Annotated in this window: 20 protein-coding genes; 7 read left to right on the top strand and 13 right to left on the bottom strand. The window is 44.0% G+C overall.

What is annotated here, in order from left to right; translation table 11 throughout:
• Positions 1–2: 2 nt before the first annotated feature.
• The gene (rpoE, locus tag ACVBIK_RS00290) at positions 3–581 is read right to left on the bottom strand and encodes an RNA polymerase sigma factor RpoE (protein ID WP_012154289.1); all 579 of its coding nucleotides are present in this window, start codon (positions 579–581) and stop codon (positions 3–5) included.
• A 219-nt stretch (positions 582–800) separates the two neighbouring features.
• Between rpoE and nadB the strand changes: the two genes are divergently transcribed.
• The gene (nadB, locus tag ACVBIK_RS00285) at positions 801–2,411 is read left to right on the top strand and encodes an L-aspartate oxidase (protein WP_447160410.1); all 1,611 of its coding nucleotides are present in this window, start codon (positions 801–803) and stop codon (positions 2,409–2,411) included.
• Between the two features lie 75 nt (positions 2,412–2,486).
• On the opposite strand, the gene ACVBIK_RS00280 is transcribed toward nadB, so the two are convergent.
• From ACVBIK_RS00280 to rppH, 9 genes are all read right to left on the bottom strand, one after another.
• Positions 2,487–2,903 (bottom strand): protein YgfX, encoded by a 417-nt coding sequence (locus ACVBIK_RS00280; protein WP_447168824.1) that lies wholly within the window; start codon positions 2,901–2,903, stop codon positions 2,487–2,489.
• Entirely contained in the window at positions 2,884–3,123 is a 240-nt protein-coding gene (locus ACVBIK_RS00275; protein ID WP_447160515.1) for an FAD assembly factor SdhE, read from the bottom strand. The genes ACVBIK_RS00280 and ACVBIK_RS00275 overlap by 20 nt, the downstream gene beginning before the upstream one ends.
• 193 nt (positions 3,124–3,316) lie before the next feature.
• Positions 3,317–4,225, bottom strand: coding sequence for a transcriptional activator NhaR (gene nhaR / locus ACVBIK_RS00270; RefSeq protein ID WP_447160408.1), 909 nt, complete (start codon positions 4,223–4,225; stop codon positions 3,317–3,319).
• A gap of 70 nt (positions 4,226–4,295) precedes the next feature.
• Positions 4,296–4,679, bottom strand: a complete 384-nt coding sequence (locus ACVBIK_RS00265) for a hypothetical protein (RefSeq protein WP_447160407.1) — start codon at positions 4,677–4,679, stop codon at positions 4,296–4,298.
• On the bottom strand, positions 4,676–5,851 hold the full coding sequence (nhaA, locus tag ACVBIK_RS00260; RefSeq protein WP_447168823.1) for a Na+/H+ antiporter NhaA: 1,176 nt from the start codon (positions 5,849–5,851) through the stop codon (positions 4,676–4,678). Before nhaA ends, ACVBIK_RS00265 begins: the two co-directional genes overlap by 4 nt.
• A 496-nt stretch (positions 5,852–6,347) precedes the next feature.
• Positions 6,348–7,199: a thymidylate synthase gene (locus ACVBIK_RS00255; RefSeq protein ID WP_447160405.1), complete on the bottom strand. Its 852-nt coding sequence runs from the start codon at positions 7,197–7,199 to the stop codon at positions 6,348–6,350.
• Between the two features lie 83 nt (positions 7,200–7,282).
• Positions 7,283–8,083, bottom strand: coding sequence for a sulfite exporter TauE/SafE family protein (locus tag ACVBIK_RS00250; protein ID WP_447163725.1), 801 nt, complete (start codon positions 8,081–8,083; stop codon positions 7,283–7,285).
• Positions 8,084–8,158: 75 nt separating this feature from the next.
• Positions 8,159–10,393, bottom strand: a complete 2,235-nt coding sequence (gene ptsP / locus ACVBIK_RS00245) for a phosphoenolpyruvate--protein phosphotransferase (RefSeq protein ID WP_447168822.1) — start codon at positions 10,391–10,393, stop codon at positions 8,159–8,161.
• Between the two features lie 18 nt (positions 10,394–10,411).
• Complete coding sequence (gene rppH, locus ACVBIK_RS00240; RefSeq protein WP_447160402.1) at positions 10,412–10,933, bottom strand: RNA pyrophosphohydrolase; 522 nt, start codon at positions 10,931–10,933, stop codon at positions 10,412–10,414.
• Between the two features lie 692 nt (positions 10,934–11,625).
• Between rppH and mutH the strand changes: the two genes are divergently transcribed.
• Both mutH and ACVBIK_RS00230 read left to right on the top strand, forming a co-directional pair.
• On the top strand, positions 11,626–12,297 hold the full coding sequence (gene mutH / locus ACVBIK_RS00235) for a DNA mismatch repair endonuclease MutH (protein WP_447168880.1): 672 nt from the start codon (positions 11,626–11,628) through the stop codon (positions 12,295–12,297).
• A 125-nt stretch (positions 12,298–12,422) separates the two neighbouring features.
• Positions 12,423–13,502: an adenylate/guanylate cyclase domain-containing protein gene (locus ACVBIK_RS00230; RefSeq protein WP_447160401.1), complete on the top strand. Its 1,080-nt coding sequence runs from the start codon at positions 12,423–12,425 to the stop codon at positions 13,500–13,502.
• Positions 13,503–13,564: 62 nt separating this feature from the next.
• On the opposite strand, the gene oxyR is transcribed toward ACVBIK_RS00230, so the two are convergent.
• The 3 genes from oxyR to ACVBIK_RS00215 all read right to left on the bottom strand — a co-directional run bounded on the left by oxyR (position 13,565) and on the right by ACVBIK_RS00215 (position 16,175).
• The gene (oxyR, locus tag ACVBIK_RS00225; protein WP_447160513.1) at positions 13,565–14,476 is read right to left on the bottom strand and encodes a hydrogen peroxide-inducible genes transcriptional activator OxyR; all 912 of its coding nucleotides are present in this window, start codon (positions 14,474–14,476) and stop codon (positions 13,565–13,567) included.
• 205 nt (positions 14,477–14,681) lie between these two features.
• Positions 14,682–15,047 carry an Hpt domain-containing protein gene (locus tag ACVBIK_RS00220; RefSeq protein WP_447160400.1) on the bottom strand — a complete coding sequence of 122 codons (366 nt, stop codon included), beginning with the start codon at positions 15,045–15,047 and terminating at the stop codon, positions 14,682–14,684.
• 210 nt (positions 15,048–15,257) lie between these two features.
• Positions 15,258–16,175, bottom strand: a complete 918-nt coding sequence (locus ACVBIK_RS00215; RefSeq protein ID WP_447160399.1) for a TIGR01212 family radical SAM protein — start codon at positions 16,173–16,175, stop codon at positions 15,258–15,260.
• A gap of 509 nt (positions 16,176–16,684) precedes the next feature.
• On the opposite strand from ACVBIK_RS00215, the gene gltB reads away from it, so the two are divergent.
• From gltB to betB, 4 genes are all read left to right on the top strand, one after another.
• On the top strand, positions 16,685–21,133 hold the full coding sequence (gene gltB, locus ACVBIK_RS00210) for a glutamate synthase large subunit (RefSeq protein WP_447163726.1): 4,449 nt from the start codon (positions 16,685–16,687) through the stop codon (positions 21,131–21,133).
• 5 nt (positions 21,134–21,138) lie between these two features.
• Entirely contained in the window at positions 21,139–22,548 is a 1,410-nt protein-coding gene (locus tag ACVBIK_RS00205; protein ID WP_447168821.1) for an FAD-dependent oxidoreductase, read from the top strand.
• A gap of 646 nt (positions 22,549–23,194) precedes the next feature.
• A complete protein-coding gene (gene betI / locus ACVBIK_RS00200) occupies positions 23,195–23,800 on the top strand; it encodes a transcriptional regulator BetI (protein WP_447160396.1) in 606 nt (201 codons plus the stop codon).
• Positions 23,791–25,254, top strand: coding sequence for a betaine-aldehyde dehydrogenase (gene betB, locus ACVBIK_RS00195; protein WP_447160395.1), 1,464 nt, complete (start codon positions 23,791–23,793; stop codon positions 25,252–25,254). The genes betI and betB overlap by 10 nt, the downstream gene beginning before the upstream one ends.
• Positions 25,255–25,258 lie beyond the last annotated feature (4 nt).

Genomic DNA, 25,258 nt, shown 5'->3' with positions numbered 1-25,258 from the left:
TGCTAACGTTCTAGCAACGGCTTAAGCTTTTTATCGATTGCTTCTCGTGCTCTGAAGATCCGCGATCTCACAGTGCCTACAGGGCAATCCATAACATTGGCTATCTCTTCGTAACTCATACCATCAAGTTCTCTGAGTGAAATAGCCATCTTCAATTCTTCTGGTAATGTGTCTAAGGTATCAAAAACAACCTTTTGAATTTCTTCTGACAATACGAGACGTTCTGGGGAGGCAAACTCCTTTAACGCATCACTGCCATCATAATATTCAGCTTCTTCAGCATCGACATCATTCGCTGGGGCGCGACGCCCTTGAGCGACCAGATGATTTTTCGCAGTATTAACTGCGATGCGGTACAACCAAGTATAAAACGCACTTTCACCACGAAAATTTGGTAGTGCACGGTAAGCTTTAATAAAAGCTTCCTGCGAAACATCTGCAACGTCGGCCTGATTTCGTACATAACGAGATATCAGATTGGCGACCTTGTTTTGATATTTTTGTACCAAAAGGTTAAAAGCGTTTTTGTCTCCACGCTGTACGCGCTCAACTAACTGTTGATCACTTATTTGTCCACTCATCCGAGCCGACTACTCCTAAATCTAATACTGATTTCTCAGCCGCTCGAATCATATTCACTTATGTAGACTAGCGCGTTTCAAAAAAGTTCTAAAAAATTTTGCAAAGATGTGATTTTCTTTTATGGAAGCAATGATTTTTTATATGCGACCTATGAAAGTATCCATATTCAGCGCCATGGTTTAACATAGTCGGACTCCCAGATAACTCTATGATACCTGATGAAACAAGTAGTTGAACACCAATCTGACGTTTTGGTTATCGGCAGTGGTGCTGCCGGTCTCACTTTAGCTTTGCATCTTGCTGAAAAATCAAAAGTTATTTTGCTTTCCAAAGGTCCACTTAGCGAAGGCTCTACCTATTATGCCCAAGGCGGTATCGCTTCAGTCTTTGACGAAGACGACACCATTGAGTCTCATGTAGCCGACACGCTCGTTGCCGGAGCAGGGCTTTGCGACGAGCCTGTCGTGAAATTTACAGCTGAAAATGCCAAAGCTGCAATGCAGTGGTTAATTAACTGCGGCGTCGCATTCGATAAAGAAGAAGTTCCTGCAGGCAGTACAGCTGAAGCGCCTTATCACTTGACTCGTGAAGGTGGCCATAGTCACCGACGCATTCTACATGCCGCCGATGCCACAGGCAAAGAGGTCCAAGTCACCCTGCAAGACCAGGCACGTAATCACCCGAATATTCGAGTGCTCGAACGTTATAATGCCATTGATTTAATTACCACCCGAAAATTAAGTCGCCCAGGAAATCGCGTGCAAGGTGCCTATATTTGGAATCGAGATGAAGAGCATGTTGAAACCGTTAAGGCACGATTTGTCGCGCTAGCAACTGGTGGCAGCTCTAAGGTTTACCAGTATACATCGAACCCTGATATCGCTTCAGGTGACGGCATTGCCATGGCATGGCGCTCAGGTTGTCGTGTCGCCAATATGGAATTTAACCAATTTCATCCAACTTGCCTCTATCATGCTGATGCGAGAAATTTCTTATTGACCGAAGCGCTGCGCGGCGAAGGCGCGTTTCTACGTCGCCCCGATGGCACCCGCTTTATGCCAGAATTTGATGAGCGCGCAGAGCTTGCACCGCGTGATATTGTTGCCCGTGCAATCGACTACGAGATGAAACGCTTAGGTTCAGATTGCGTTTATCTGGACATTACCCACAAGCCTGCTGATTTTATTATTAAGCACTTCCCAACTATCTATAAGCGCTGTTTAGAACTAGGTATCGATATCACCAAAGAGCCGATCCCTGTTGTACCTGCTGCGCATTATACCTGTGGCGGGGTAATGACAGACCTACATGGACAAACTGACCTTAATGGTTTGTACGCGATTGGCGAGGTCGCTTACACAGGACTTCACGGTGCTAACCGTCTGGCGAGCAACTCACTACTTGAGTGTTTGGTATTTGCTAGGGCCGCTGCAGAGGATATTGAAAGTCAGCTAGGTAAGATCCCGATGCCGGGCACTTTACCCGCTTGGGATGAAAGCCAAGTGTCTAATTCTGATGAAGAAGTGGTTATTGCCCATAACTGGCACGAGTTACGCTTATTTATGTGGGATTATGTCGGCATTGTTCGTTCTGATAAACGACTTGAGCGCGCATTACGCCGCTGTGTCATGTTGCAACAGGAAATTCAAGAGTATTACAGCAACTTTAGAGTCAGTAATAACTTGTTAGAGCTGCGTAACCTGGTCCAAGTTGCAGAGCTTATTATTCGCTGCGCTATGGAGCGTAAAGAAAGCCGGGGCTTGCATTACAACATAGATCATCCAAACAAGGATGCATCACCAAAACCAACGATTCTACAGCCCGATTAGCCCCAGTCGTTAACCCTTGCTTGCAGTCTATGTAATGCTAATAAAGCATTGCCGTTAACTATAGCGGTTAGCCTTTCACCTCTGACTGGCTAACTGAAGCAGACGACACAGATGTCGATAGTTTGTGTCGTCTAGCATATCCGCCCACACCACTAATCTTGTACTTCGCTTCGCGAAACTAATATCAAACATCACCGCAAAAGGCGTAATAACAGGTTTGCCTTTTACTACGAAACCTATGTTCCCCTCAAGTTTACCACCGCCGTCGGCTCTAAGAACAAAGCGACAACGCCACGTTTTTAAGCGCCATATCTGCCATATAAAGAAAATACAACATGCAATAAACAGCAATGCTTTGAGTAAGATATAAGAGGTGTTTTCAGCGTAAGGCCAAATAAGAAAAGAGCTTAGACAAACAAGAGCAATAACGGCCAACGAGAGACGTTGACCGAAAGAGGTTCGAACATCAAAACTATGCTGCTGGACGTCCACGAACCCTAATAATCATTTCTGCAAACTCAGGATCATTGCACACTTCGTGGCCCATAAACCAAGCGAACAGCTCAGGATCTTCGCATTCGAGTAGTCTGACAAAGGTGTCTTTATCTTTGACCGACATAGCTTCATATTGCTGTTCAACAAAAGGTTGAAACAATACATCTAGCTCAAGCATACCTCTGCGGCACGCCCACTTAACTCTCGGTAATTTCATAGGTTCTTGGCTTGAATCAGACAAAGTAAAACTCCAATCTTTGATAGTGCCGCTAGTGTAACAGTTGCTTATAACGCTTGCCTAGCCTTAGTGTCGTAACTCAATAAACGTTTTACTTTTAGAGCCTTGCAGCTAGGCCATAACTTGAAAAAACCGTCCAATATAGCGTTAAACACTAGCCAATATTAATACCTTATAACTGCTGTACGGTCAGGTCATTACCTGCAAATAGATCGCTAAAGTCAGTCTCTAAAAGCCGCTTTACCGCTGGGTGCTGGATCATTCTTTCTGCAAACATCACATGGTAAACCTCTTTAATTTCAGATGTTTCACCTAGCAGCGTCATACCGTGAGCTAATATATCTTGCTTATAAATTGACGGTGCTACAAATATTCCCTGCTTGAAAAAACCAAATGATTTCATCATGGCGGCATCATCAAATTCACCGAGAATACTCACATTAAGTGCTTTCTCGTCAAACCAACGCACTAATTGCTGCCCAAGAGAACTCCGTCTACCTGGGATCAATAACTTGCCTTGTTCTAAACATTGCGGAAAAGGCTTAGAGTAAGTTTCAGCGGAGAAAAATGCCACACCAGACTCACCTAGCTGCTTAGAGAAAATCTCAGGGTATTTAAGGCTTTCACCCGCACAATCCGATAGGATCATATCTAGTTTATGTTCGCGTAATCGTGCCATCAAGTCTTCGTGAGTCGACTCATAACACGCTAAATGCATTGAACCATCGCTGGGTACTACAGACAATAAGACTCGGCTGGTCAATGCTTTTGACAGCGCTGCAGCAATACCGACCTCAAACAAGATGTTCTCATCTTTTTGGTAGTTCAGCAGATCGAGCATCTCATAGCTTAAGCTAAACATTTTATCGGCATAACGAAATACCAACTCACCTAACTCTGTCGGCTCTAATGACCGTCCCACTCGCTTGAACAAGCTGCCATTAAGGCTAGCTTCCAATACACGTATTTGACCAGTAACCGTCTGCGGAGTTAAGCATAATGCCTCTGCAGCCTTAGCAACCGTGCCCTTTTTCTGGATCATCCAGAAGTAGTAAAGGTGATTGTAGTTTAGATTTGCCATGATTAACGCCACAGTATTGAAAATAAAAAAAGAGGCAACTTATTCAGTTGCCTCGTTAATTGACTGTGACTTATTTAAGACGCTGACAGTCCAATAAGCCTGACATAACACTCGTCAAATCATCAGTACGTTTTATTTCACCGCTTGAGAATGCTTCAGCTAATCCAGCAACAAGCGCATCACGGTCTGGGAGGTTATCCTCACAAAAGGTACGGTTAGCTTCCTGATAACGCTTACCACCTCGGTATTTAAGCGCGCGAGACTCGTAGCCATCACTTTCTAATCGTTTACCCACTGCCGCCCCTTTATACATCAAGGCTCCATCAACGACACCTTCAAGGTAGTTATGACAAACAACACTATTGATATCTTGATTACACACTTCAACCTGTGTTGCCGATGCCATTGAAGTAAAACCCAGACCAACGACTAATGCTAATAACCTTAATCTCATACTTTCTCTCCTTTTTCAGGTAGCACCTTAGATAACCAGAAATAACCTATGGTTGCAGATGCTAGTGATCCCAATAAAATCCCAAGTCTTGCATAGTCTCCGTACATTTGGCCCTCGCCAGTAAATGCAAGTGACGAGATAAACATAGACATAGTAAAACCAATACCACACATAACAGCTACAGGAGTAATATGTCTCCATCCCATGCCATCTGGTAATACTGCCAGTTTAAGTTTTACTGCTATGAAACTAAATAGCATGATACCTAATGGTTTACCGATCAGTAGTCCAAGTGCAATACCTAACGGAACAGGCGATAGTAACGAGCTCAAGCTCATGCCGCTTAAATCTACACCCGCATTTGCGAAGGCAAATATCGGCAAGATCATGAAGGTGCTCCATGGGTGCAACCCGTGCTCTAAACTCTCTGAAGGTGACGAACCATCTTTTGCACGAAGCGGAATACAGAATGCGATAATAACGCCAGCAAGTGTGGCATGAACGCCTGATTTTAATACTGCAATCCACAATATCAGACCGAGTATTCCATATGGCGCTAATGCTGTTACACCTTTAACGTTAAGCCCTATCAAACCTAAAATTGCAACCGCAGCAATGATTAAGCTAATTGTCGACAGGTCCGTACTGTAGAAAAGTGCGATAATCACAACAACACCAAGATCGTCGATAATTGCTAGCGCCAATAAAAACACTTTTAACGCAACAGGAACTCGACTACCCAATAGCGCCATAATACCTAATGCAAACGCAATATCAGTTGCGGCAGGAATTGCCCAGCCTACCTGAGTGATAGGGTCTGAATAATTGAATATTAGGTAAACAGCAGCTGGGAAAAGCATACCGCCAATTGCTGCAAACGTCGGCAAAGAAGCCTGCACTCGACTCGATAATGCGCCTTCCAATAGCTCTCGCTTGACTTCCAAGCCTATAAGTAAAAAGAATATCGCCATCAGGCCATCGTTGATCCAATGGATCAGTGTTTTATCGATATCTAGGCTGCCAACACGGACTTGCATTTCTGTTTCCAGAAAGCCTTGGTACATACCTGATAAAGGTGAGTTCGCCAAAATCATCGCTAATGCGACGGAAACCATTAAAATAATGCCGCCTGCCGATTCCTGGCTTAAAAAATTCCTAATTGCCCGTTCCATTTATACGCTCCATAAAATCTCAATACTGCCGAGTGTAGCTGAATACGATTAACCTGAATAATCGTTTGCGCCAACTACAAACATCGGTATATCCGAAGTATTGATTTAAATCCTAATATGCATAAGTACCAAACATCAATAGAATAATCACGCTTTATAAAGCCACAATAACAATAAAGCGTTGGAGATCACACTTTTTTAGGAAGTAAAACGGTGATCTATATTACAAGCCTATTATTCACACAATATAACAATTTAAAAAACAAACTTTTGACGATTCGAAAATAACGAGTATTTACTCAATTTTTCGTCAGGTAAATGCTGAATAAAGACTTAATATAAGCTTAAACCACTAAGATAATAGTAATTTATTAGTAGAGAGTTTCAAGCGGAGTATAAAAGGGAGGTAGCAAATCCACTTTCAGTGGTTTAATAAAATGTTAAAGCAAAAACTCGCCGTTAAGCGAGTTTATAGACGACCATGAATAGCAAAAATCTACACTGAAAATGGATAACTAATCGGTTCATGATGTTCATAACCCGTAACGTCAAAATCCTCCATTGTCACCCACGTTTCTAAATCTTCAAGTGACTTAATGTCCGGATTAATCACCAATTTCGGCGAAGCAAAAGGTTCACGTGTTAGTTGCACATTTTGCATCAGTTCTAGCTGATCTTCATAAATATGTGCGTTAACAATCTTATGGAATGCTTTGCCTGCTTTATAACCCGTAATTTGTGCCATCAAGGCTAGCAAGGTAAACACCTGAACTTGGTTAAAATTAAGGCCTAGCGGGACATCACAAGAGCGCTGAAAGCTGGTCAAATGAAGCGTATCACCAACTAAGGAAAAGTTATGAGTGTGCATGCAAGGTCTTAAACATCCCATGTGGAACTCACCAGGGTTGTAGAAGCTCAAGATCTCGCCTCTATCATCTATGCCTTTTGACAAATCATCAACAATTTTACGTAACTGATCGACAGTGCCACCATCTGGCTTACTCCAAGCACGGCCCTGCACGCCATAAACGCGCCCCATGTCATCAACGCCCTTACGATGAGGGTTGTTCAACCATGCTTGATTATCATTGGCATTAGCATCCCAGGTTTTTGCGCCAATTTTTCTAAAATCAGCAGCATTATCATATCCTCGGATATAACCCAGCAGCTCAGCAATTGCCGCTTTATAGAAACTTTTACGCGTAGTAATAAGTGGGAATTCATTTTTATCGACATGATAAACCAAATCAGCATTAATAACGGTAAGGCAACGCTTACCTGTACGGCTGTTTTCAACCCAAGTCCCTTCATCAATGATTCGCTGACAAAGATCTAAATACTGTTTCATGACTATCTACCTATAAAAAAAGATGCTGGGTTGTCTCCCAGCGCTAAACGAAGAAATACTACCGACATTTACCCAGTATAACATTATGCTAAAACAAGTTTCAGGCCCACAAGAGCAAGGAATACGGCAAAAAACTTCTTTAATTTTGCCGTAGGTAAATTAGTTGCGGCTCTTGCGCCCACAGGGGCCATCAACATCGATGTCGATACAATACCAATCAATGCCGGTAAATAGATATAACCTAAGGTCCATTCTGGTAAACCAGCAGCATCCCAACCTGCGAGTGTATATCCGATACTGCCAAATAATGCGATGAGTAAACCTGTTGCAGCAGAAAACCCAACCGCATTGCGCATTTGTAGCCCACACCAAGTTAAGAAGGGTACCAAAAGTACACCGCCACCAATTCCCATAAGCGCTGCGATAATAGCTATCGCGGTCGCTGCAAAGAACAAACTCATAGGCGATGGCATTGCTCGGTTTGATTCGGTCTTAAATGGAAAGGCCATCTGCACAGCCATCAAGATAACAAATACAGCAAATATTTGTTGCAGTGATTTCGCGGCAATCATTTCAGAAATAAAACCTGAACATAACGCGCCCAGCACAAAGCCTGGCAGCATAGACTTAAATAACGGCCAAGGAATATTACCCCTTTTATGATGCGCACGGGCAGATGAAAGCGAGGTAAGGATGATGGCCGCCAAAGAGGTTGCAATCGCGACATGGGGTAACTTTTCAGGTGTAATACCAACTTGGGGTAAAATATGCAGTAACGCAGGAACAGCAATCAGTCCACCGCCGATCCCGAGCAGCCCAGCCATAAAACCAATGCCTGCACCTAGCACTAAGCAAATACACAATATATATAGCCAGCTTTCCACAAGTACGACCTTTCGTTATTATTATTGATTAAGCTTAAATTATTCACTAACGGAATAACAAGTTATTGAGGCTTTTTAACTTATCACCGATAAAAGACCGCGTTGCTCACAATAATCACTGACTCGTTTTCTCACTTCATCGCCACTATTTAGGCATAATACTTTTGCTAATAATAAGCTTAACTCTTGCTGTGAAACACGTCTTAATAAGTAATTAATTCGCGCTAAACTAGCCTGATTCATACTTAATTGCTCATATCCCATAGCAACCAGCAAGATAGCACCAATAGGTTCACCCGCAAGCTCGCCGCAAACACTAATTGGCAGTTCGAGCTCATTACAGCGTTCGACTGCAAATTTGAGCGCTCTGAGAACGCCCGGGTGATAACTATCAAATAATGGGCTAACACTAGGGTTATTACGATCGACTGCTAATAGATACTGCGTTAAGTCATTGGAGCCTACTGAAACAAAATCTACCCGTTTAGCCACTTCATCTAACTGATATAGCAACACTGGAACTTCAAGCATGATGCCCACTTTCGGCATAGTGATCTGCTTACCAAGTTCTGAAGTCAGCTCCTGGCAAGCCTGTTCTAAATAGATCAAAGCTAAATCAATCTCTTCAAGATTACTGACCATTGGCAGCAAGATATGTAGCTGCTCAGTATCAATTGCCGCCTGTAGCATCGCTCTTAATTGAACTAGGAATAACTCAGGATGATCCAGCGATAATCGAATACCGCGCCACCCTAAAAACGGGTTATCCTCAATAATTGGGAAGTAATCTAGCGGCTTATCGCCACCCACATCCAATGTTCGCATCACCACAGGCTTATTACCGGCCGCCTTTAGAACCTTGCGATAAATTTCTAACTGCTCTATTTCACCAGGAAAGCACTGTTTGATCATAAACAGGATCTCAGTGCGATACAGTCCGATACCATCTGAGTCGGCGCCAGTTTCTGAATCAACGCTACTTAACAACCCGCTATTGATGTAAAGATAAATACGCTTACCATCAATTGTCACCGCTTTATGAGAGAGTTCTTGCGCGTATTGTCTTTGCTGCTCCTCTTGCGCCGCTATTAAGCTTCGATATTCAGACAGTACGATTCCTGATGGCTCAATAATGACCTGACCACGATTGGCGTTAATAATAATCTGCGACTTTTCTATATTGGCGCTTAATATGCCTTCAACACCAATAATCGCAGGTACTCCCATAGCCCTCGCTAAAATGGCCGCATGAGAGTTAGCACCGCCAAGCTCGGTGACGATCCCTGCTAATTTTTGTCTGGGAAACTCCGCTAATAAGGTGGTAGTGGCTTCACGAGTAATCAAGATCACTGGCGTTTGAGGCTCTAAAAAAATCTTATCCGGTTCAATTAACTGCCTCAGCACACGTTGGCCGAGATCTCTAATATCATTAGCGCGTTCTTTAAGGTAGAGGTCTGTCATCGAGCCGAAGTGTACGATGTAACGCTTGGAAACCAGACAAACTGCCGTTTCCGCGCTCCAGCCGGCTCTAACTTCTTTTATGTATTCTCCGCCTAAACTCGCTTTTTCAAGCAATAGCAGTAATGCCCTAAAAATCGAGGCAGCTTCTTCATCTTTTTCTCTATCGAAGCGTTGAGATAGCCCAACAAGCAGATCTTTGCACCGGTTCATTGCATCTTGAAGGCGCCTCTCCTCCTCATCAATTGATTTGGCCTGCCGCTCAACAAGATCAAATGAAATCTGTCCACCAAGCACCAAAGCTTGAGCTATCGCAATACCTTTGGAAGCCTGAGTGCCAGTGTAGTAACGCTGCTGCAAGTTAGTGGCAGATTTAACTCTATGAGTGACCCCCTTAATTGCAACGGCTAACTGAGCAGCTAGTGTCATCAAGAAGGCTTCTTCTCCTTCACTAAATTGACGAGCCTGCACTTGCTGAACCACGATAACGCCAATAACCGACTTTTGATAAACGATCGGCACAGCGAGAAAGGCGCTATAAGCTTCTTCTGAGACTTCTGGGAGTAATTTAAATCTTGGATGAGATGAGGCATCGGCTAAGTTAATAGCCTCTTCTCGCTGAGCAACTAAACCAACGAGACCTTGTGTAATGGGAATTTTTACGCGATTAACAGCTGTGGGCTCTAGGCCATCAGTTGCAGAAAGTACGAGTTGTTGTTCTTCTAATATATAGATAGAACAACACTCTGTAGCCATAGCTTGCTTGGTTTGCGTAACAAGCAGATCTAACGCGTTTTGAAGGTCGCGAGCTGACGCAACCGCCTGTGTTATATCTCTCAGTGTTTTTAGCACTACTGCAAACCTCCCTATTTAGCTTCTACGCATACCTCGTCTTCTATTGTTCGACTCTTTAACCTGCAAAGGTAAAGTGGTCACAGCAAACTCTTTCATGACTTTTCGGTAAACATCTCTTTTAAAAGAAACGACTTGTCTTACTGGGTACCAATAACTGACCCAACGCCAATCATCAAACTCTGGGTGACCACTGGCATTTAGGTCAATAGCACTTTCGGCACTTTTCAATTGTAGCAAAAACCATTTCTGTTTCTGCCCTATACACACGGGTTTACTATCTTGTCTGATTAACCGCTTAGGTAATCGGTAGCGTAACCATGATCGCGTAGATGTTAGAATTTGCACATGTTCTGGCTTTAATCCTACTTCTTCGTATAACTCACGATACATGGCTTCTTCTGCTGACTCTCCATCGTCAACGCCACCCTGAGGAAATTGCCAGGAATGTTGGCCAAAACGTCTTGCCCACATAACCTGCCCAAAGCGATTACAGATAATGATGCCCACATTTGCGCGAAAGCCGTCACTATCAATCACATGGACTCCGAACTATTAACTATTAATCTTTTGATTGTTTCACAAAGCGTGTCCGGCGGCAAATATCTGTTACACGCCAATCGTTGGATAAAATGACTTTTCTATCAACCTTATCAACAGAGAGCCAAATGAATAACTCATGATATCCACAAAAACTGTGGATATCTCTGTTGGAAACTCAATTAAAGTCTAATAACTTGCGCATTTACTATTGGTTTATTAATTTTACCTTAGGAGAAAAGCAAACAACAAGACACACAATAACAAAGACTTACACTGAGGTATAAAAACCAAAACACTGGCGAAAGCCAAAAGCGGTCACTTTTTAACCAGCGCATTTAAATAGCTTGAATCGCTAGATAGCCGAAAGGTGTTATTCACAAGTGCAACCATTTTCCGTTTAAAAAAAGCAAAAAAACCGCCTTTTAATAGATTGACAGATCACTTTGATTGCAGTAGTTATTGAATAAATATAAGTTATCCAACAATTCTGTGGATAACTATGTTGGAAAAACAGGGAAAGCAGTGGTGTAACTTAGTAAAAACTCAAGTCCAGATATGAACAACAATAAAGTTCCCCATGCAATTCACTTACTTAGGTATAATTTCTACCGTTAGCGCCCAGTGTTTAACTAGCTGTTCGTTTTTCACTCTTATTTGATATAACTGACTATTTAGGTAAAATTATGCCTATGAAGAAATCACTTAGCTCCCCAGAAAGCATCGAAGAACTGATGCAACGCGCCGAAGCCATGGCAGGTTTAACCTTAGGCCAGCTTGCAAATTATCACGATATTGAGATGCCGAATGACTTAAAACGTCATAAAGGCTGGGTCGGACAACTAATTGAATTAGAGTTAGGTGCCTTAGCGGGCTCAAGGCCTGAACAAGACTTTGTTCATTTAGGCGTAGAGCTCAAGACGATTCCAGTCAACCGACAAGGAAAAGTGCTCGAAACGACTTATGTAACGGTAGCGCCACTGACCAATATACAAGGGTTAACGTGGGAAAATAGCGTGGTTTGCCATAAGCTCCAACAGGTATTGTGGATCCCTGTTCAAGGTGACCGAGAGATCCCCTTAGCCGAGCGCCAGATAGGCTCACCTATTTTATGGCAACCATCTAGTGAAGAGAGTGAACTCCTAAAACAAGACTGGGAGGAGATCATGGAGTTAATAGCAATGGGCCAAGTCGACAAAGTCACAGCTCGACATGGAGAAGTGCTACAGCTACGCCCTAAAGCCGCGAATAGTCAGGTCGTTACAGATAGCATTGGCCGTGATGGACAACTCACCCAAACCAACCCTAGAGGCTTTTATTTAAAGACCCAATTTACCCAAAAAATACTTTCACAGCTGCTTTAAGTCTTTTTTTGGCCAAAACTCACACTCATTTGACCTAGATCACAAATACTACTAGTCAAAGTAGGGGAATATTCTATAAAATAGCGCCTCCTAAAATCGTGTAGTATTTGGATACCCCCTTAATAGTGAAAGCACATATACAAGCGAAAAAATTAGCCTTTGCTATATTCGCTTGGACTTTGGCCATGGCGGCTTTCGTATTTTTTAGATACGCGCAAACTCCAGAACTTCCACAGTGGGCCATTGGCTCCGCTGATTTAGCCACGCTTTCAATTTATATGGGCCTGATTTTCGGCAGCCTTCACTGGATGTCGAACTTAATTGCAGATTTCAGTGCTATCAATCGCTTACCCTATGTTTTTTCGGTTGTTTTTAAAGGCCTGTTTTTATTGCTCGGCGCAACAACTTTGGCCTATATCACCCAATACCTCAACATGTGGGCCATTGAAAACCATATGACTACATTGCGCCAAATGTTAACAGCGCACATTCTTTATAGTCCTTCATTCCAGGCATTGATTGTCTATCTCGTTGTGGTGCGTGTCGGCCTAGCATTTATTGAGCAGATGGCACTATTAGTTGGCCCAAGAGTGCTACTTAATATTGGTTTAGGTAAATATCATAAGCCAAGATATGAACAGCGCTTATTTTTGTATTTAGATATGGTGGCATCAACCACTCATGCTGAATCACTTGGAGACTATCGTTTTAGCCGCTTAATCCAAGACAGTTTTAGTTTATTAGCCGATACGGTAACCAATAACGAGGCTGAAATTTATCGTTATATGGGGGATGCAGTTCTTATCCACTGGCCATTAAAAGACGGTATTAAAGAAGATCGATGCTTTAATATTTATCATGAGTTTAGTCAGCAACTCAGCTGGCAAAGACGCTACTTTGAAGAACAATATGGCTTTGTGCCTAAATTTAAGGCTGCGGCCCATTGCGGTCAAGTTGTTGCTGCCGTTGTAGGTGTGCAGAAGCAAGAGATTAGCTTCTTTAGCGATGTACTTAATACCTTAGCTCGGTTACAAGACCAATGTAACCCACTGGGTCAGCGAATGCTGATCTCTGGCTCGCTACAATCACGTCTTGAATATAGCGACTCACAGTACAACCTAAATAGCTTAGGACCAATCAAGTTAAAAGGTAAGCAACACTCCATCGAAGTCTTTGGTGTCACACCTAAACTCGCTAACTCTTAGCAATAAAAAATAGCAATAAAAAAGCCGATAATTTTATCGGCTTTATTATTTATACCAACGACCTATTTATCAGCTTGCTCTAATAACTTTTGGATCTCTAATCCTATCGTTCTAAAGGTCAAAATTCGGCTTGATGTTTGGCGCCAAACTAATCCGATGTCGCGGTAAGGCGTCTCACCAGGCGGGGCCATCGTCGTTAAGTCTGTGTTATTCAAAATCCCCGCATCGATTGCCATCTGCGGTAAGAATGTTGTGCCTAGTTTACAGTTAACCATCTGTACTAACGTGTGCAGGCTCGTCGCTGCAAATGGGTTGATTTTAATACTCTCACCTAATTGACAAGCCGAAATGGCATGGCCTGTAATACAGTGCTCTGCTTGCAGTAAAAAAATACTTTCATCCGGTAAATCTTGATAGTCGATGGGTTCATGGATCTCATCGCTCAAATCTTTATGCACTACCATTTTGAACGGATCAATACCAACCTTCATGCTATGAAAGCCACTCGTATCGACCGGAAGAGCCAGCAACAGCAGATCGAGCTCGCCTTTACCTAACGCGTCGATCAGACGATCGGTTGTGTCTTCTTTTAAGAATAGCGTTAAGTCTGGGTAAGCCTGCTTGCAATGTTGAACCACATTACTCAACAAAAAAGGCGCAATAGTAGGAATACAACCTAAGCGGATCTCACCAGTCATAGGCTCACCTTGATGCTTAACCAGTTCGACCAAATCATCAACATCAGTCAACAGCTTACGAGAGCGCATCACCACCTCTTCACCTATCGCGGTAAAGATAAATGACTTATGGTCACGCTCAATAAGCTGGTGACCTAACTGCTCTTCAAGGTTTTGAATGCCGCTAGACAAGGTCGATTGGCTGACATGGCATATTTTAGCGGCTCTGTTGAAGTTCTGTTCTTGGTGTAGATTCACCAGATAGAACAGATTCTTTAAACTTGGTAGATGTTTCATAAAATAGATTACCAGTGACATTATTTATCTAATCGTTCAATCTAACTCTACCATAAAACGCTAAGCCAACTCTGATTTAGAGCGGTTAGACTGTGAACTGAATCAAAAATGTACAAGATAATCTATTGATACTGTTTAACGACAGATAAAAAAATAGCGCAGTGGATAATCCAAACTGCGCTATTAATATTGAAGCTAGGTTAATTTAAGCCTTAGACTCCAAGTATTCTTTTAATTGCTGCAAGTCTTTTGAAGCGTATGCAACAATTTCATTCAACCATGCTTGGTGCTCTTGTTCCCAAGATGCTTCTTCGCCATGTTGTAATAGCTGGGCATATTGCTGAATACGTTTAAGGCCAACTGAACCCGCTGCGCCTTTGAACTTATGCGCTTCGCTACAAAGCGTATCTTTATCGTTAGCTTCTTGTGCACTGACTAGGTTGCCAACGTACTCTGGCATCAGTTGTTCAAACAAGACGACGCTTTTAAGTAGCGTACCTGCACCAATTGCACTGCAGTATTGCTCCAGTGTATTAAGATCCAGAATTGATTCTAATTCAGCCGTTGCCATTTAGGCACCTCTCAAAATATTGCCATGTATACAAAAATACGAATTTACCACATAATACCCGCTAAAATCACCGGTGCAACAACTACTGTCACACGAGGTTAAATTTACACCGATTTTAACACTTTACCAACCTATCATTAAATAAAGTAACCTTGCGGCTACCTTGCCAATCTGATACTTGAACGTTTTTCGCACAAATCCCCTAACAGTTTAAACGCTATTTTTCAAATAGGTACCTTGACCGCCTTTTGCCTTCAGATCATCAACAATTGCCACAAGACCATTCCAACGATAGGCACACCAGTCTGGTGCTAACAACATAGGTTTTTTAGCGTAAGCGGTAACTCGATGGAAGATCACCTCTTTGGGGGTCCAGCGTATCAGTTCTCCCACGCTAAAAGCATAGGTTTCAAGCTCAAGTAAACTCATCTTGTCGTTACGCCATGCTTTGGCCATGGTGCTGCCTTCCACAATATGCAGCGGGTGCAGCTTAATGCCATCAACGCCGACGGCTAACACCTTATTTAAGGTTTCAAGATAGTCTTTATGGCTTTCACCTGGCAGCCCCAAAATCAAATGAGTACATACCTTAATGCCTAAATGACGCGCGCGCTTAACTGTATCTTCATAGGCAGCGAAGTCGTGCCCGCGGTTAATTTTCTTTAGGGTGTTGTCATTAGCCGATTGCAGGCCTAATTCTAGCCATACATCAACGCCATCATTTTGATAGCCAACTAATAGCTCCAGTACGTCATCAGGAACGCAGTCAGGCCGAGTGCCGACACAGAGCCCAACAATATCACTATCTTGTATCGCTTCATCGTACTTTTGCTTTAATACTAGGTACTCATCATAAGTACTGGTATAGGCTTGAAAATATGCAATATATTTCGATGACTTAGATGATAAGCGCTCACGCCCCTGATTAAGTTGTTCTTGAATAGAAAGCTCTGTTTTATGTTCATGACTAAACGAAGCCACATTACAATAGGTACAACCGCCCTTACCCAAAGTGCCGTCACGATTTGGACAAGTGAACTTAGCATCAATAGTCAGCTTACGGATCCGCTCACCATATTTTTGTTTGCATACACCACCGAAGGTATTAACGTAACTATCCAGTCCCAACTGCTCTATCACCTTGCGAAAAAATTTGCGCTATTTTAACCAGTTCCACAATTCATTAATTAGCGCTAGCTCAAATAACCGTAAAGACCATGCTTTACTATTAATGATTTCTTTACGTTACTAACGACTCACCTTTACTACACTCATGTTTATTTATGCATAAATACTCACAAGTAAGAGTGGTTATCATTTAACTGTATGTGCAATAAAAATCACTTTACCGAAAACAGATATAATCAACATTTTAGTTACAAATAGGCGGCTAGAAAAAACCGTAAATTTCAAAATCCTTTTTATTCATAATGTTATACGTGAAGATCTGCAGTTTACGTTAAGGTAAACCGATTAATACAGGTGTATTAAACAGCAATTGCAAGTTACTTTTTATGCAATAATTTGGTTTGACCTTTAACCCGCTTGAGGTTAATTTGATTGATTCGGGTGCATATCTATAGAGATTTTTTGCTTTATCTCCCGAGTTGTATCAGTTGAGGTTAGGGAGTGTAGTAATGAGCTTATATCATCCAAGTTTTGAGCGGGACAATTGTGGATTTGGGTTAATAGCCCAGATGGACGGTGAAGCAAGCCACCGTATTGTACGTACCGCGATCCATGGCCTAGACCGAATGAAGCATCGTGGCGGTATTGCTGCTGATGGCCGCACTGGCGACGGCTGTGGTCTATTAATGCAATTACCAATTAACTTCTTTAAAGCGATAGCCGAAGAAAATGAATGGCATTTAAGCCGTCGTTTCGCCGTTGGCATGCTTTTCCTTAGTCAAGATACTATCTTAGCTTCGCAAACCAAACAGCTACTTGAACAAGAACTCCAAAAGGAAACCTTAAGTGTTGCAGGGTGGCGAAATGTGCCAGTTAATGCCGACGTACTTGGACCAATTGGTAAAGCGAGTCAACCACAGATAGTTCAAGTATTGATTAACGCCCCCATTGGCTGGCGAGAAAAAGACTTAGAACGACGCTTATATATGGCAAGGCGGCGTGTAGAGCAACAGCTTACTCACGATAAAGACTTCTATGTAGCGAGTCTTTCAGGCCAGGTCATCGTCTATAAAGGTCTGATGATGCCTGCCGACCTGCCTGCTTTTTATAGTGACTTGGCAGATATCCGCCTCCAAAGTGCAATCTGCTTATTCCACCAGCGCTTTTCAACCAATACATCACCTAAATGGCCGCTGGCTCAGCCATTTAGATATTTAGCTCACAATGGCGAAATCAACACCATTACCGGTAACCGTCAATGGGCAAGAGCGCGTGCTTATAAGTTTCACGCACCATTACTACCTGATTTACAGCAGGCAGCACCTTTCGTAAATGAAACGGGTTCTGATTCATCATCTCTGGACAACATGTTAGAGATGCTACTTGCTGGCGGTATGGATTTATATCGCGCAATGCGTCTATTGATCCCACCAGCGTGGCAAAGTAACCCTGAAATGGATGCAGAGTTAAAGGCCTTCTATGACTTTAACTCGATGCATATGGAGCCTTGGGATGGTCCTGCCGGTATCGTAATGACTAACGGCCGTCACGCGGCCTGTGCCGTTGACCGAAATGGCTTGCGCCCTTCGCGTTATGTCATCACTAAAGACCGTATACTAACCTTAGCCTCTGAAGTCGGCATTTGGGATTACGCTGCAGATGAAGTGATCGAGAAAGGTCGCGTAGGACCCGGTGAGTTGTTAGTACTCGACACCCTTAATGGGCAACTTTATTCATCGTTTGAAATTGATAACGACTTAAAGCGTCGCCACCCATACAAAGAGTGGATGGCTAAAAATAGTAAAGTGCTTAAACCTGCAGAAGATTTTGGACCGAACGATCAAGGTAGACGTGAATTTGATGATGCCCAGCTGCTGCAATATCAAAAACACTTTGGCTATTCTCGTGAAGAGTTAGAGCAAGTTATTTGGGTGCTAGCTCAAAAAGGTGAAGAAGCCACAGGCTCTATGGGCGATGACACGCCGATGGCAGTGTTGTCGAAAAAATCACGTACCCTCTATGACTATTTTCGCCAAAAGTTTGCCCAGGTAACCAACCCACCTATTGACCCGCTACGTGAAAAGCACGTGATGTCGTTAACCACTTGCGCGGGTCGTGAGCAAAACCTATTCAACGAGACCACAGGTCATGCCTACCGTGTGATGTTTAACTCGCCAGTGTTGCTATATAGCGACTTCAACCAGCTAATGGCACTCGATAGCACCTACTACCGTGCCAATACCGTCGATTTAAACTATGACCTCAGTGAAGGTTTAGAAGCTGCCGTTAAACGTATCTGTGATGAAGCTGAACGTTTAGCGCGATCGGGTACCACCTTATTAGTGCTTTCAGATCGTGCAACCGCTAAATCTAAGCAAGTGATCCCAGCTGCTATGGCGGTTGGAGCAGTACAGCAAGTGCTGGTTGATAATAGCCTTCGCTGTGACACCAACATCATTGTTGAAACCGCATCAGCCCGCGATCCTCATCACTTTGCAGTGCTGCTAGGCTTTGGCGCTACGGCTGTTTACCCCTACCTTGTGTATGAGTGCATCTCTGATCTAGCTAAGCGTAACGGTGTTGAAAATACCCGTGACTTGATGCTTAACTTCCGCCATGGCATAGACAAGGGTCTGCGTAAGATCATGTCTAAGATGGGCATTAGTACCGTCGCCTCTTACCGCTGCAGTAAACAATTTGAAGCAGTCGGTCTTGCAGATGAAGTCGTCGAGCTGTGTTTTAATGGCGTGATAAGCCGAATTCAAGGAGCGACGTTCGATTTAATCGAACAAGATCAGCAACTGCTACACAAAAATGCATTTAGAGCGCACCAGCCGTTGACCCAAGGCGGATTGCTCAAATATGTTGAGGGTGGCGAATACCATTGTTTTAACCCAGATGTGGTTAACACCTTACAAGCAAGCTTGAGAGATCAAGATTACCCAAGTTATAAACGTTTCACTGAACTTGTCGATAATCGCCCAATTGCAACATTGCGTGACTTAATTGAAGTCAAAGGTGAACTTGCCCCCGTTAAAATTGAACAAGTAGAAGCAGCTAAAACCCTATACCCACGTTTTGACAGCGCCGCAATGAGTATCGGAGCCCTAAGCCCTGAAGCTCATGAGGCACTAGCCGTTGCGATGAACCGCTTAGGCGGTCGCTCAAACTCCGGTGAAGGTGGAGAAGATCCACGCCGCTTCAATACCGAAGGTAACTCGGCAATTAAGCAGATTGCGTCGGGTCGATTTGGCGTAACGGCACATTATTTAGTCAATGCTGAAGTATTACAAATCAAGGTTGCTCAAGGTGCAAAACCAGGCGAAGGCGGACAACTTCCTGGCGATAAAGTCAGCGTTGAGATTGCCGCGCTACGTAATGCTCGCCCAGGTGTGACACTGATTTCACCACCACCGCATCATGACATCTACTCGATTGAAGACTTAGCTCAGCTGATTTTTGATTTGAAGCAAATCAATCCCAAAGCGCTAGTATCAGTCAAACTGGTATCTGAGCCCGGTGTCGGCACCATTGCCACCGGTGTCGCTAAAGCCTACGCCGATATGATTACCATTTCAGGGTACGACGGTGGTACTGGTGCCAGCCCTATCACCTCAGTAAAGTATGCCGGAAGCCCATGGGAGCTCGGTCTTGCCGAGGTACATCAGTCTCTGATCGCAAACGGTCTGCGTCATAAAATCCGCTTACAGGTGGATGGCGGCTTAAAAACCGGCAAGGACGTTATCAAAGCCGCACTGCTCGGCGCTGAAAGCTTTGGTTTTGGAACTGTGCCTATGATTGCTCTAGGTTGTAAATACCTACGTATTTGCCACCTCAACAACTGCGCGACGGGTGTTGCTACCCAAAATCCAAAACTGCGCAATGAGCATTACCATGGATTACCAGAACGCGTCATGACCTATTTTGAGTTTGTGGCACAGGAGATCCGTGAGTACATGGCGGCACTGGGTGTAACAGAGTTTGAAGAGATGGTAGGGCGCAGCGACTGGTTAGCAGCCATTGAGGGCGATACGGCTAAACAACAACATCTCGATTTAGCACCGATCCTATATCGCCCTAAGGTGCCAGAAAACTCAGCGGTTACATGGCGCGAAATCAATCCTCCATCAGACAAAGGTCAATTAAACCAACGTCTGGTCGCAGATTGTAAAGAGGCCGTATTAGCCGGTATATCCATTTGTGAGATGTTCAGCATCAACAATACCGACCGCTCTGTAGGAGCGAGCCTGTCAGGCTATATCGCAACCCACATTGGTAAAAGCGGCGCGAAAGCCCCTATCACCCTGAAATTTAACGGCAGCGCAGGCCAAAGCTTTGGAGTATGGAACGCACCGGGTCTTGAGCTAATGCTATGCGGTGATGCCAATGATTACGTCGGTAAAGGCATGTCTGGCGGTAAAATTTGTGTCTATCCACCACTGGGAAGCCCATTCAAGAGCGAGCGTTCGGCGATTTTAGGGAATACCTGTTTGTACGGGGCCTCTGGCGGCAAGTTATTCGCGTCAGGTAAAGCTGGCGAGCGTTTTGCGGTGCGTAACTCAGGTGCCATTGCCGTTGTCGAAGGCTTGGGTGATAACGGTTGTGAATACATGACTGGCGGCATTGTTGTTGTGCTCGGTAGAACCGGCGTTAACTTCGGTGCAGGTATGACCGGTGGGTTTGCCTATGTATTTGACCAATATGGTCACTTTAACCGCCGAGTCAATACCGAGATGGTCGATACACACAAAGTACAATCGCCAATACATCAGCAGCATCTACGCGATTTGATAGAGCAGCATGTAACAGAAACCAATAGCGATCATGCCAAGATGATCTTGAGCGATTTCGAAAACTGGCTAGATTGCTTCATTTTAGTGAAACCAAAAAGTGTTGCACTAGATGATCTATTAAAGTTAGCGCAATCAGAACCTGCACTTGCAGTCAGAGCGGGGTAAATAACATGAGCAATGATTTTCAGTTTCTTGAAGTTGGACGTAAAGACCCAACTAAACATGCAGCTAAACAACGTGCAACGCAGTTTATTGAGATTTACCAGCCCTTTGCCCAACCACAGGTGAAAGAGCAAGCTGACCGCTGTTTAGATTGCGGTAACCCCTATTGTGAATGGAAATGCCCACTGCATAACTACATTCCCAACTGGCTGCAACTGGCCAAACAGGGACGTATTATGGAAGCGGCTGATTTGGTCCACGAGACCAACACCCTGCCCGAGATCTGCGGCCGAGTGTGCCCACAAGACAGGCTCTGTGAAGGGGCTTGTACCCTTAACGAAGAGTTTGGGGCTGTGACTATCGGTAATGTTGAAAAGTACATTACCGATACGGCCATCTCACAAGGCTGGCGCCCCGATATGTCAATGGTTACGCCACGTAAAGAGCGAGTGGCAATTGTCGGCGCAGGACCTGCGGGTCTTGGCTGCGCCGATATTTTAGCTCGCAACGGTATTCAAGCTGTAGTGTTTGATAAAAACGTGCAGATTGGCGGCCTACTCACTTATGGAATTCCGTCATTTAAGCTCGATAAAGAGGTGATGCAAATTCGCCGCAATGTACTTGAGGGTATGGGCATCGAGTTTAAATTAGGTGTCACTGTAGGCAAAGATATCGACTTTAAGCAATTAATTGAACAGTACGACGCCGTATTTCTTGGCATGGGTACCTACACCGCCATGAAAGCCAATCTTGTCGGGGAAGATGCAAGTGGCGTACATCAGGCACTGCCTTACTTAATTGGTAATACCCATAATGTCATGGGGACTGAATGCTTAGATAATCCCTACCTCAGCCTAAAAGACAAACGCGTCGTCGTGCTAGGAGGTGGTGATACAGCAATGGACTGTGTACGCACTGCAGTACGTCAAGGTGCAACGCAAGTCATCTGTGCCTATCGCCGAGATGAGGAGAATATGCCCGGTTCTCGGCGTGAAGTGCAAAATGCTCGCGAAGAGGGTGTTGAGTTTCTGTTTAATCGTCAACCCTGTGAAATTAAAACCATCGACGGTAATGTGGTGGGGATCGAATTTATCGAGACCCTGCTCGGTGAAGCCGATGACAGTGGACGTCGCCGCCCAGAGCCTATAGCAGGCAGTGAACAGGTGCTTGATGCCGATGCCATCATTATCGCCTTTGGTTTCCAACCGAGCCCAGCAAAATGGCTTGATGACTACAACATTGAGCTTAATGACTGGGGCTTAGTCAAAGCGCCAAAAGTCGCCGATAATCCATTTCAAACCAGTAACCCTAAGGTGTTTGCTGGGGGCGACATGGTGCGCGGTTCTGACTTGGTCGTTACAGCTATCGCAGAGGGCCGTGATGCCGCCATGGGCATTTTAAATTACTTAGAAGACTAAATATCTAGAAGAGCACTATTACTTATAAGAGTAAATTACTTATAAGAGTAAATTACTTAAAAAGCTAAATCATCTTTAAAAATGATGGCTTAAAAGCCTCATGTATTTAAGAGATGTATACCTAGTTACTTGTAATTATGCGCTTATGATTGTGCGCTCCCAGTGGAGCGCCTTTTTTTGCCTGCTATTTTTAGCAGTCTGTTAATCTCTATCATTCTCAGCCCCGTCCAGTCCCACCAAAATCCTTATACGTTAAATAGCTACCAGAAAAGAGCACTATCAAAGCAAAGCGTCAAATTTATCAGCTTCACCACTTGCCCCAAACCAGGCGACTTTAATAACGATTACAGCTAAAACTAATTTTTATTCAAAATTAATTTTCAGCTCGTCTGACCTGTTTAAGCAAAATTAAAGCTGGTGATTTATCACTATATAAACAATAACTTGAGAGAAATTAACCACACACTTAATTCACCAAATTAAATCTGTGAAGCAGATCTCATTTCCCGATAAAGCTTGATCGTTATAGCTCTAACCATTAGAGTTGTTATTAATTGAACGTTCAATCAACATTCAAAAGCACAAACTTTTCACAAGAGTAAACAAAAAATAACAATAAGAATTAAATTCAGGAATTTGCTTTTATATGCCCCGTCCGCCAATGAAAACCGTCCGCCAACAACAGCTCATCGAAGCCACTCTTGTCTCTGTAGAACGTCATGGGTTGCACAATACGACTATCAATACTATCAGCGGTTTGGCAGGTTTATCTTCTGGGCTAATTAGTCATTACTTCGGCGGTAAACAAGGACTGATTGAAGCAACGCAAAAGTATCTGCTAGATCAACTAAAACAAGCATTATTGAGCCGTACCGCAGGCACAACACTATTACCACTAGAGCGACTGCACGCCATTGTTGAAGCCAACTTTACTGAGCTGCAGCGTTCAAAACCCGCAACAAAAACCTGGTTAAGCTTTTGGTCACAAGCCATGCACGAGCCAGGCCTTGCTAGGCTACAACACATTAATAGCCAGCGCTTATACAGCAACCTTCTGTTCTCTTTTAAACAACTCCTCCCTAAAGCCAACGCCATTTCCGCGGCCAAGCAGACAGCCGCGATGATCGATGGTTTTTGGCTACGTAGTGCGCTAAGCCCTACTCCAGAGAAAGAGTTTCAGCAGGCCCAAATTCTATCTAAAGCCTTTATCGAGGCAGTGATCATGCAGTACGGAGAAACCCGATGTCACTAGTCGTTTACCGCAATTATATTCACGGCAAAGCTCTCAAAAATACCACAGGCGAAACCTTCGAAGTTATCAATCCAGCTAATGGAGAGGTGAATTATTTAGTCGAAGTCGCCGATGAAACAATCCAACAAGCTGCGATTGAAAGCGCTAAAGCAGGTTTTGAAACCTGGTCAAAAATGACCGCCATAGAACGTAGTCGCATTCTACTTAAAGCCGTAGCACTGCTTCGACAGCGCAACGATGAGTTAGCAGCCATCGAAGTTCAAGATACAGGCAAGCCTTGGCAAGAAGCCTCTGTGGTCGATGTTGTCACAGGCGCAGACTCCATTGAGTTTTTTGCCGGTCTTGCCCCCAGTATTGAAGGCAATCAGCAAACTGTGGGTGATGACTTTTATTACACTCGCCGAGAGCCACTGGGCATTTGCGCCGGCATTGGTGCATGGAACTACCCGCTACAAATCGCTTGCTGGAAAGCCGCTCCCGCGCTGGCCTGCGGTAATGTAATGATCTTTAAGCCATCGGAAGAAACTCCGCTAGGAGCGATAAAGCTAGCCGAAATCTTTACCGAAGCAGGTGTCCCCGATGGTGTGTTTAACGTTGTTCAAGGCGATGGTCGGGTTGGCGCTTGGCTCACAAACAATGATGACATTGCCAAAGTGTCATTCACTGGCGAAGTTGGCACTGGCAAGAAAGTAATGGCCGCGGCGGCAAGTTCCCTCAAAGAGGTCACCATGGAGCTTGGTGGTAAATCACCGCTAATTATCTTCAATGACGCCGACATCGACAATGCAGTATCAGCAGCCATGTTAGGCAACTTCTACACCCAAGGTGAGATCTGTACCAACGGCACGCGCGTATTTGTGCAACAAGATATCTACCCGCAGTTTATTGAAAAGCTACTAACACGCACTCAAAACAATATCATCTGTGGCGATCCTATGGATCCAGCCACTAACTTTGGCGCGCTGATCTCAAAGGCCCACCAAGAAAAAGTACTGAGCTATATCGAGATAGGTAAAAAAGAGGGTGCCGAGTTATTAGCGGGTGGCCATGCGCTAACACCAGAAAATAGCCCTAATGGCTATTTTGTCGCGCCAACCATCTTTGGTCAGTGCCTTGATGAGATGACACTCAGTAAAGAAGAGATCTTTGGCCCTGTAATGTCAGTGCTGCCCTTTAGTGATGAAGAGGAAGTGGTTCGCCGTGCTAACGATACCCGTTTAGGACTTGCCGCTGGTGTATTTACCCAAGACATTACTCGTGCGCACCGCGTTATTCACCAGATGCAAGCTGGCATATGCTGGATCAACGCCTATGGCGCCTCACCTGCTGAAATGCCAGTAGGGGGTTATAAGATGTCAGGGATTGGCCGTGAAAACGGTAGTGAGACCCTAAAAGCCTATACCCAAATAAAAGCCGTATACGTTGGTATGCAGCCTCTTGAAAGTCCATTTTAAGGAG

The sequence above is a fragment of the Shewanella sp. 125m-1 genome, assembly GCF_052977065.1.
Note: the sequence above shows the minus strand (reverse complement) of the source record. Positions and strands in the feature narration are given on the sequence as shown.

Coding starts and splice junctions, on each gene's coding strand:
- mutH (WP_447168880.1), top strand. CDS start 11,626: ATGAAGAAATCACTTAGCTCCCCAGAAAGCATCGAAGAACTGATGCAA.
- nadB (WP_447160410.1), top strand. CDS start 801: ATGAAACAAGTAGTTGAACACCAATCTGACGTTTTGGTTATCGGCAGT.
- ACVBIK_RS00275 (WP_447160515.1), bottom strand. CDS start 3,123: ATGAAATTACCGAGAGTTAAGTGGGCGTGCCGCAGAGGTATGCTTGAG.
- gltB (WP_447163726.1), top strand. CDS start 16,685: ATGAGCTTATATCATCCAAGTTTTGAGCGGGACAATTGTGGATTTGGG.
- ACVBIK_RS00220 (WP_447160400.1), bottom strand. CDS start 15,047: ATGGCAACGGCTGAATTAGAATCAATTCTGGATCTTAATACACTGGAG.
- betI (WP_447160396.1), top strand. CDS start 23,195: ATGCCCCGTCCGCCAATGAAAACCGTCCGCCAACAACAGCTCATCGAA.
- oxyR (WP_447160513.1), bottom strand. CDS start 14,476: ATGAAACATCTACCAAGTTTAAAGAATCTGTTCTATCTGGTGAATCTA.
- rpoE (WP_012154289.1), bottom strand. CDS start 581: ATGAGTGGACAAATAAGTGATCAACAGTTAGTTGAGCGCGTACAGCGT.
- nhaR (WP_447160408.1), bottom strand. CDS start 4,225: ATGGCAAATCTAAACTACAATCACCTTTACTACTTCTGGATGATCCAG.
- ACVBIK_RS00255 (WP_447160405.1), bottom strand. CDS start 7,199: ATGAAACAGTATTTAGATCTTTGTCAGCGAATCATTGATGAAGGGACT.
- ACVBIK_RS00205 (WP_447168821.1), top strand. CDS start 21,139: ATGAGCAATGATTTTCAGTTTCTTGAAGTTGGACGTAAAGACCCAACT.
- ACVBIK_RS00265 (WP_447160407.1), bottom strand. CDS start 4,679: ATGAGATTAAGGTTATTAGCATTAGTCGTTGGTCTGGGTTTTACTTCA.
- betB (WP_447160395.1), top strand. CDS start 23,791: ATGTCACTAGTCGTTTACCGCAATTATATTCACGGCAAAGCTCTCAAA.
- nhaA (WP_447168823.1), bottom strand. CDS start 5,851: ATGGAACGGGCAATTAGGAATTTTTTAAGCCAGGAATCGGCAGGCGGC.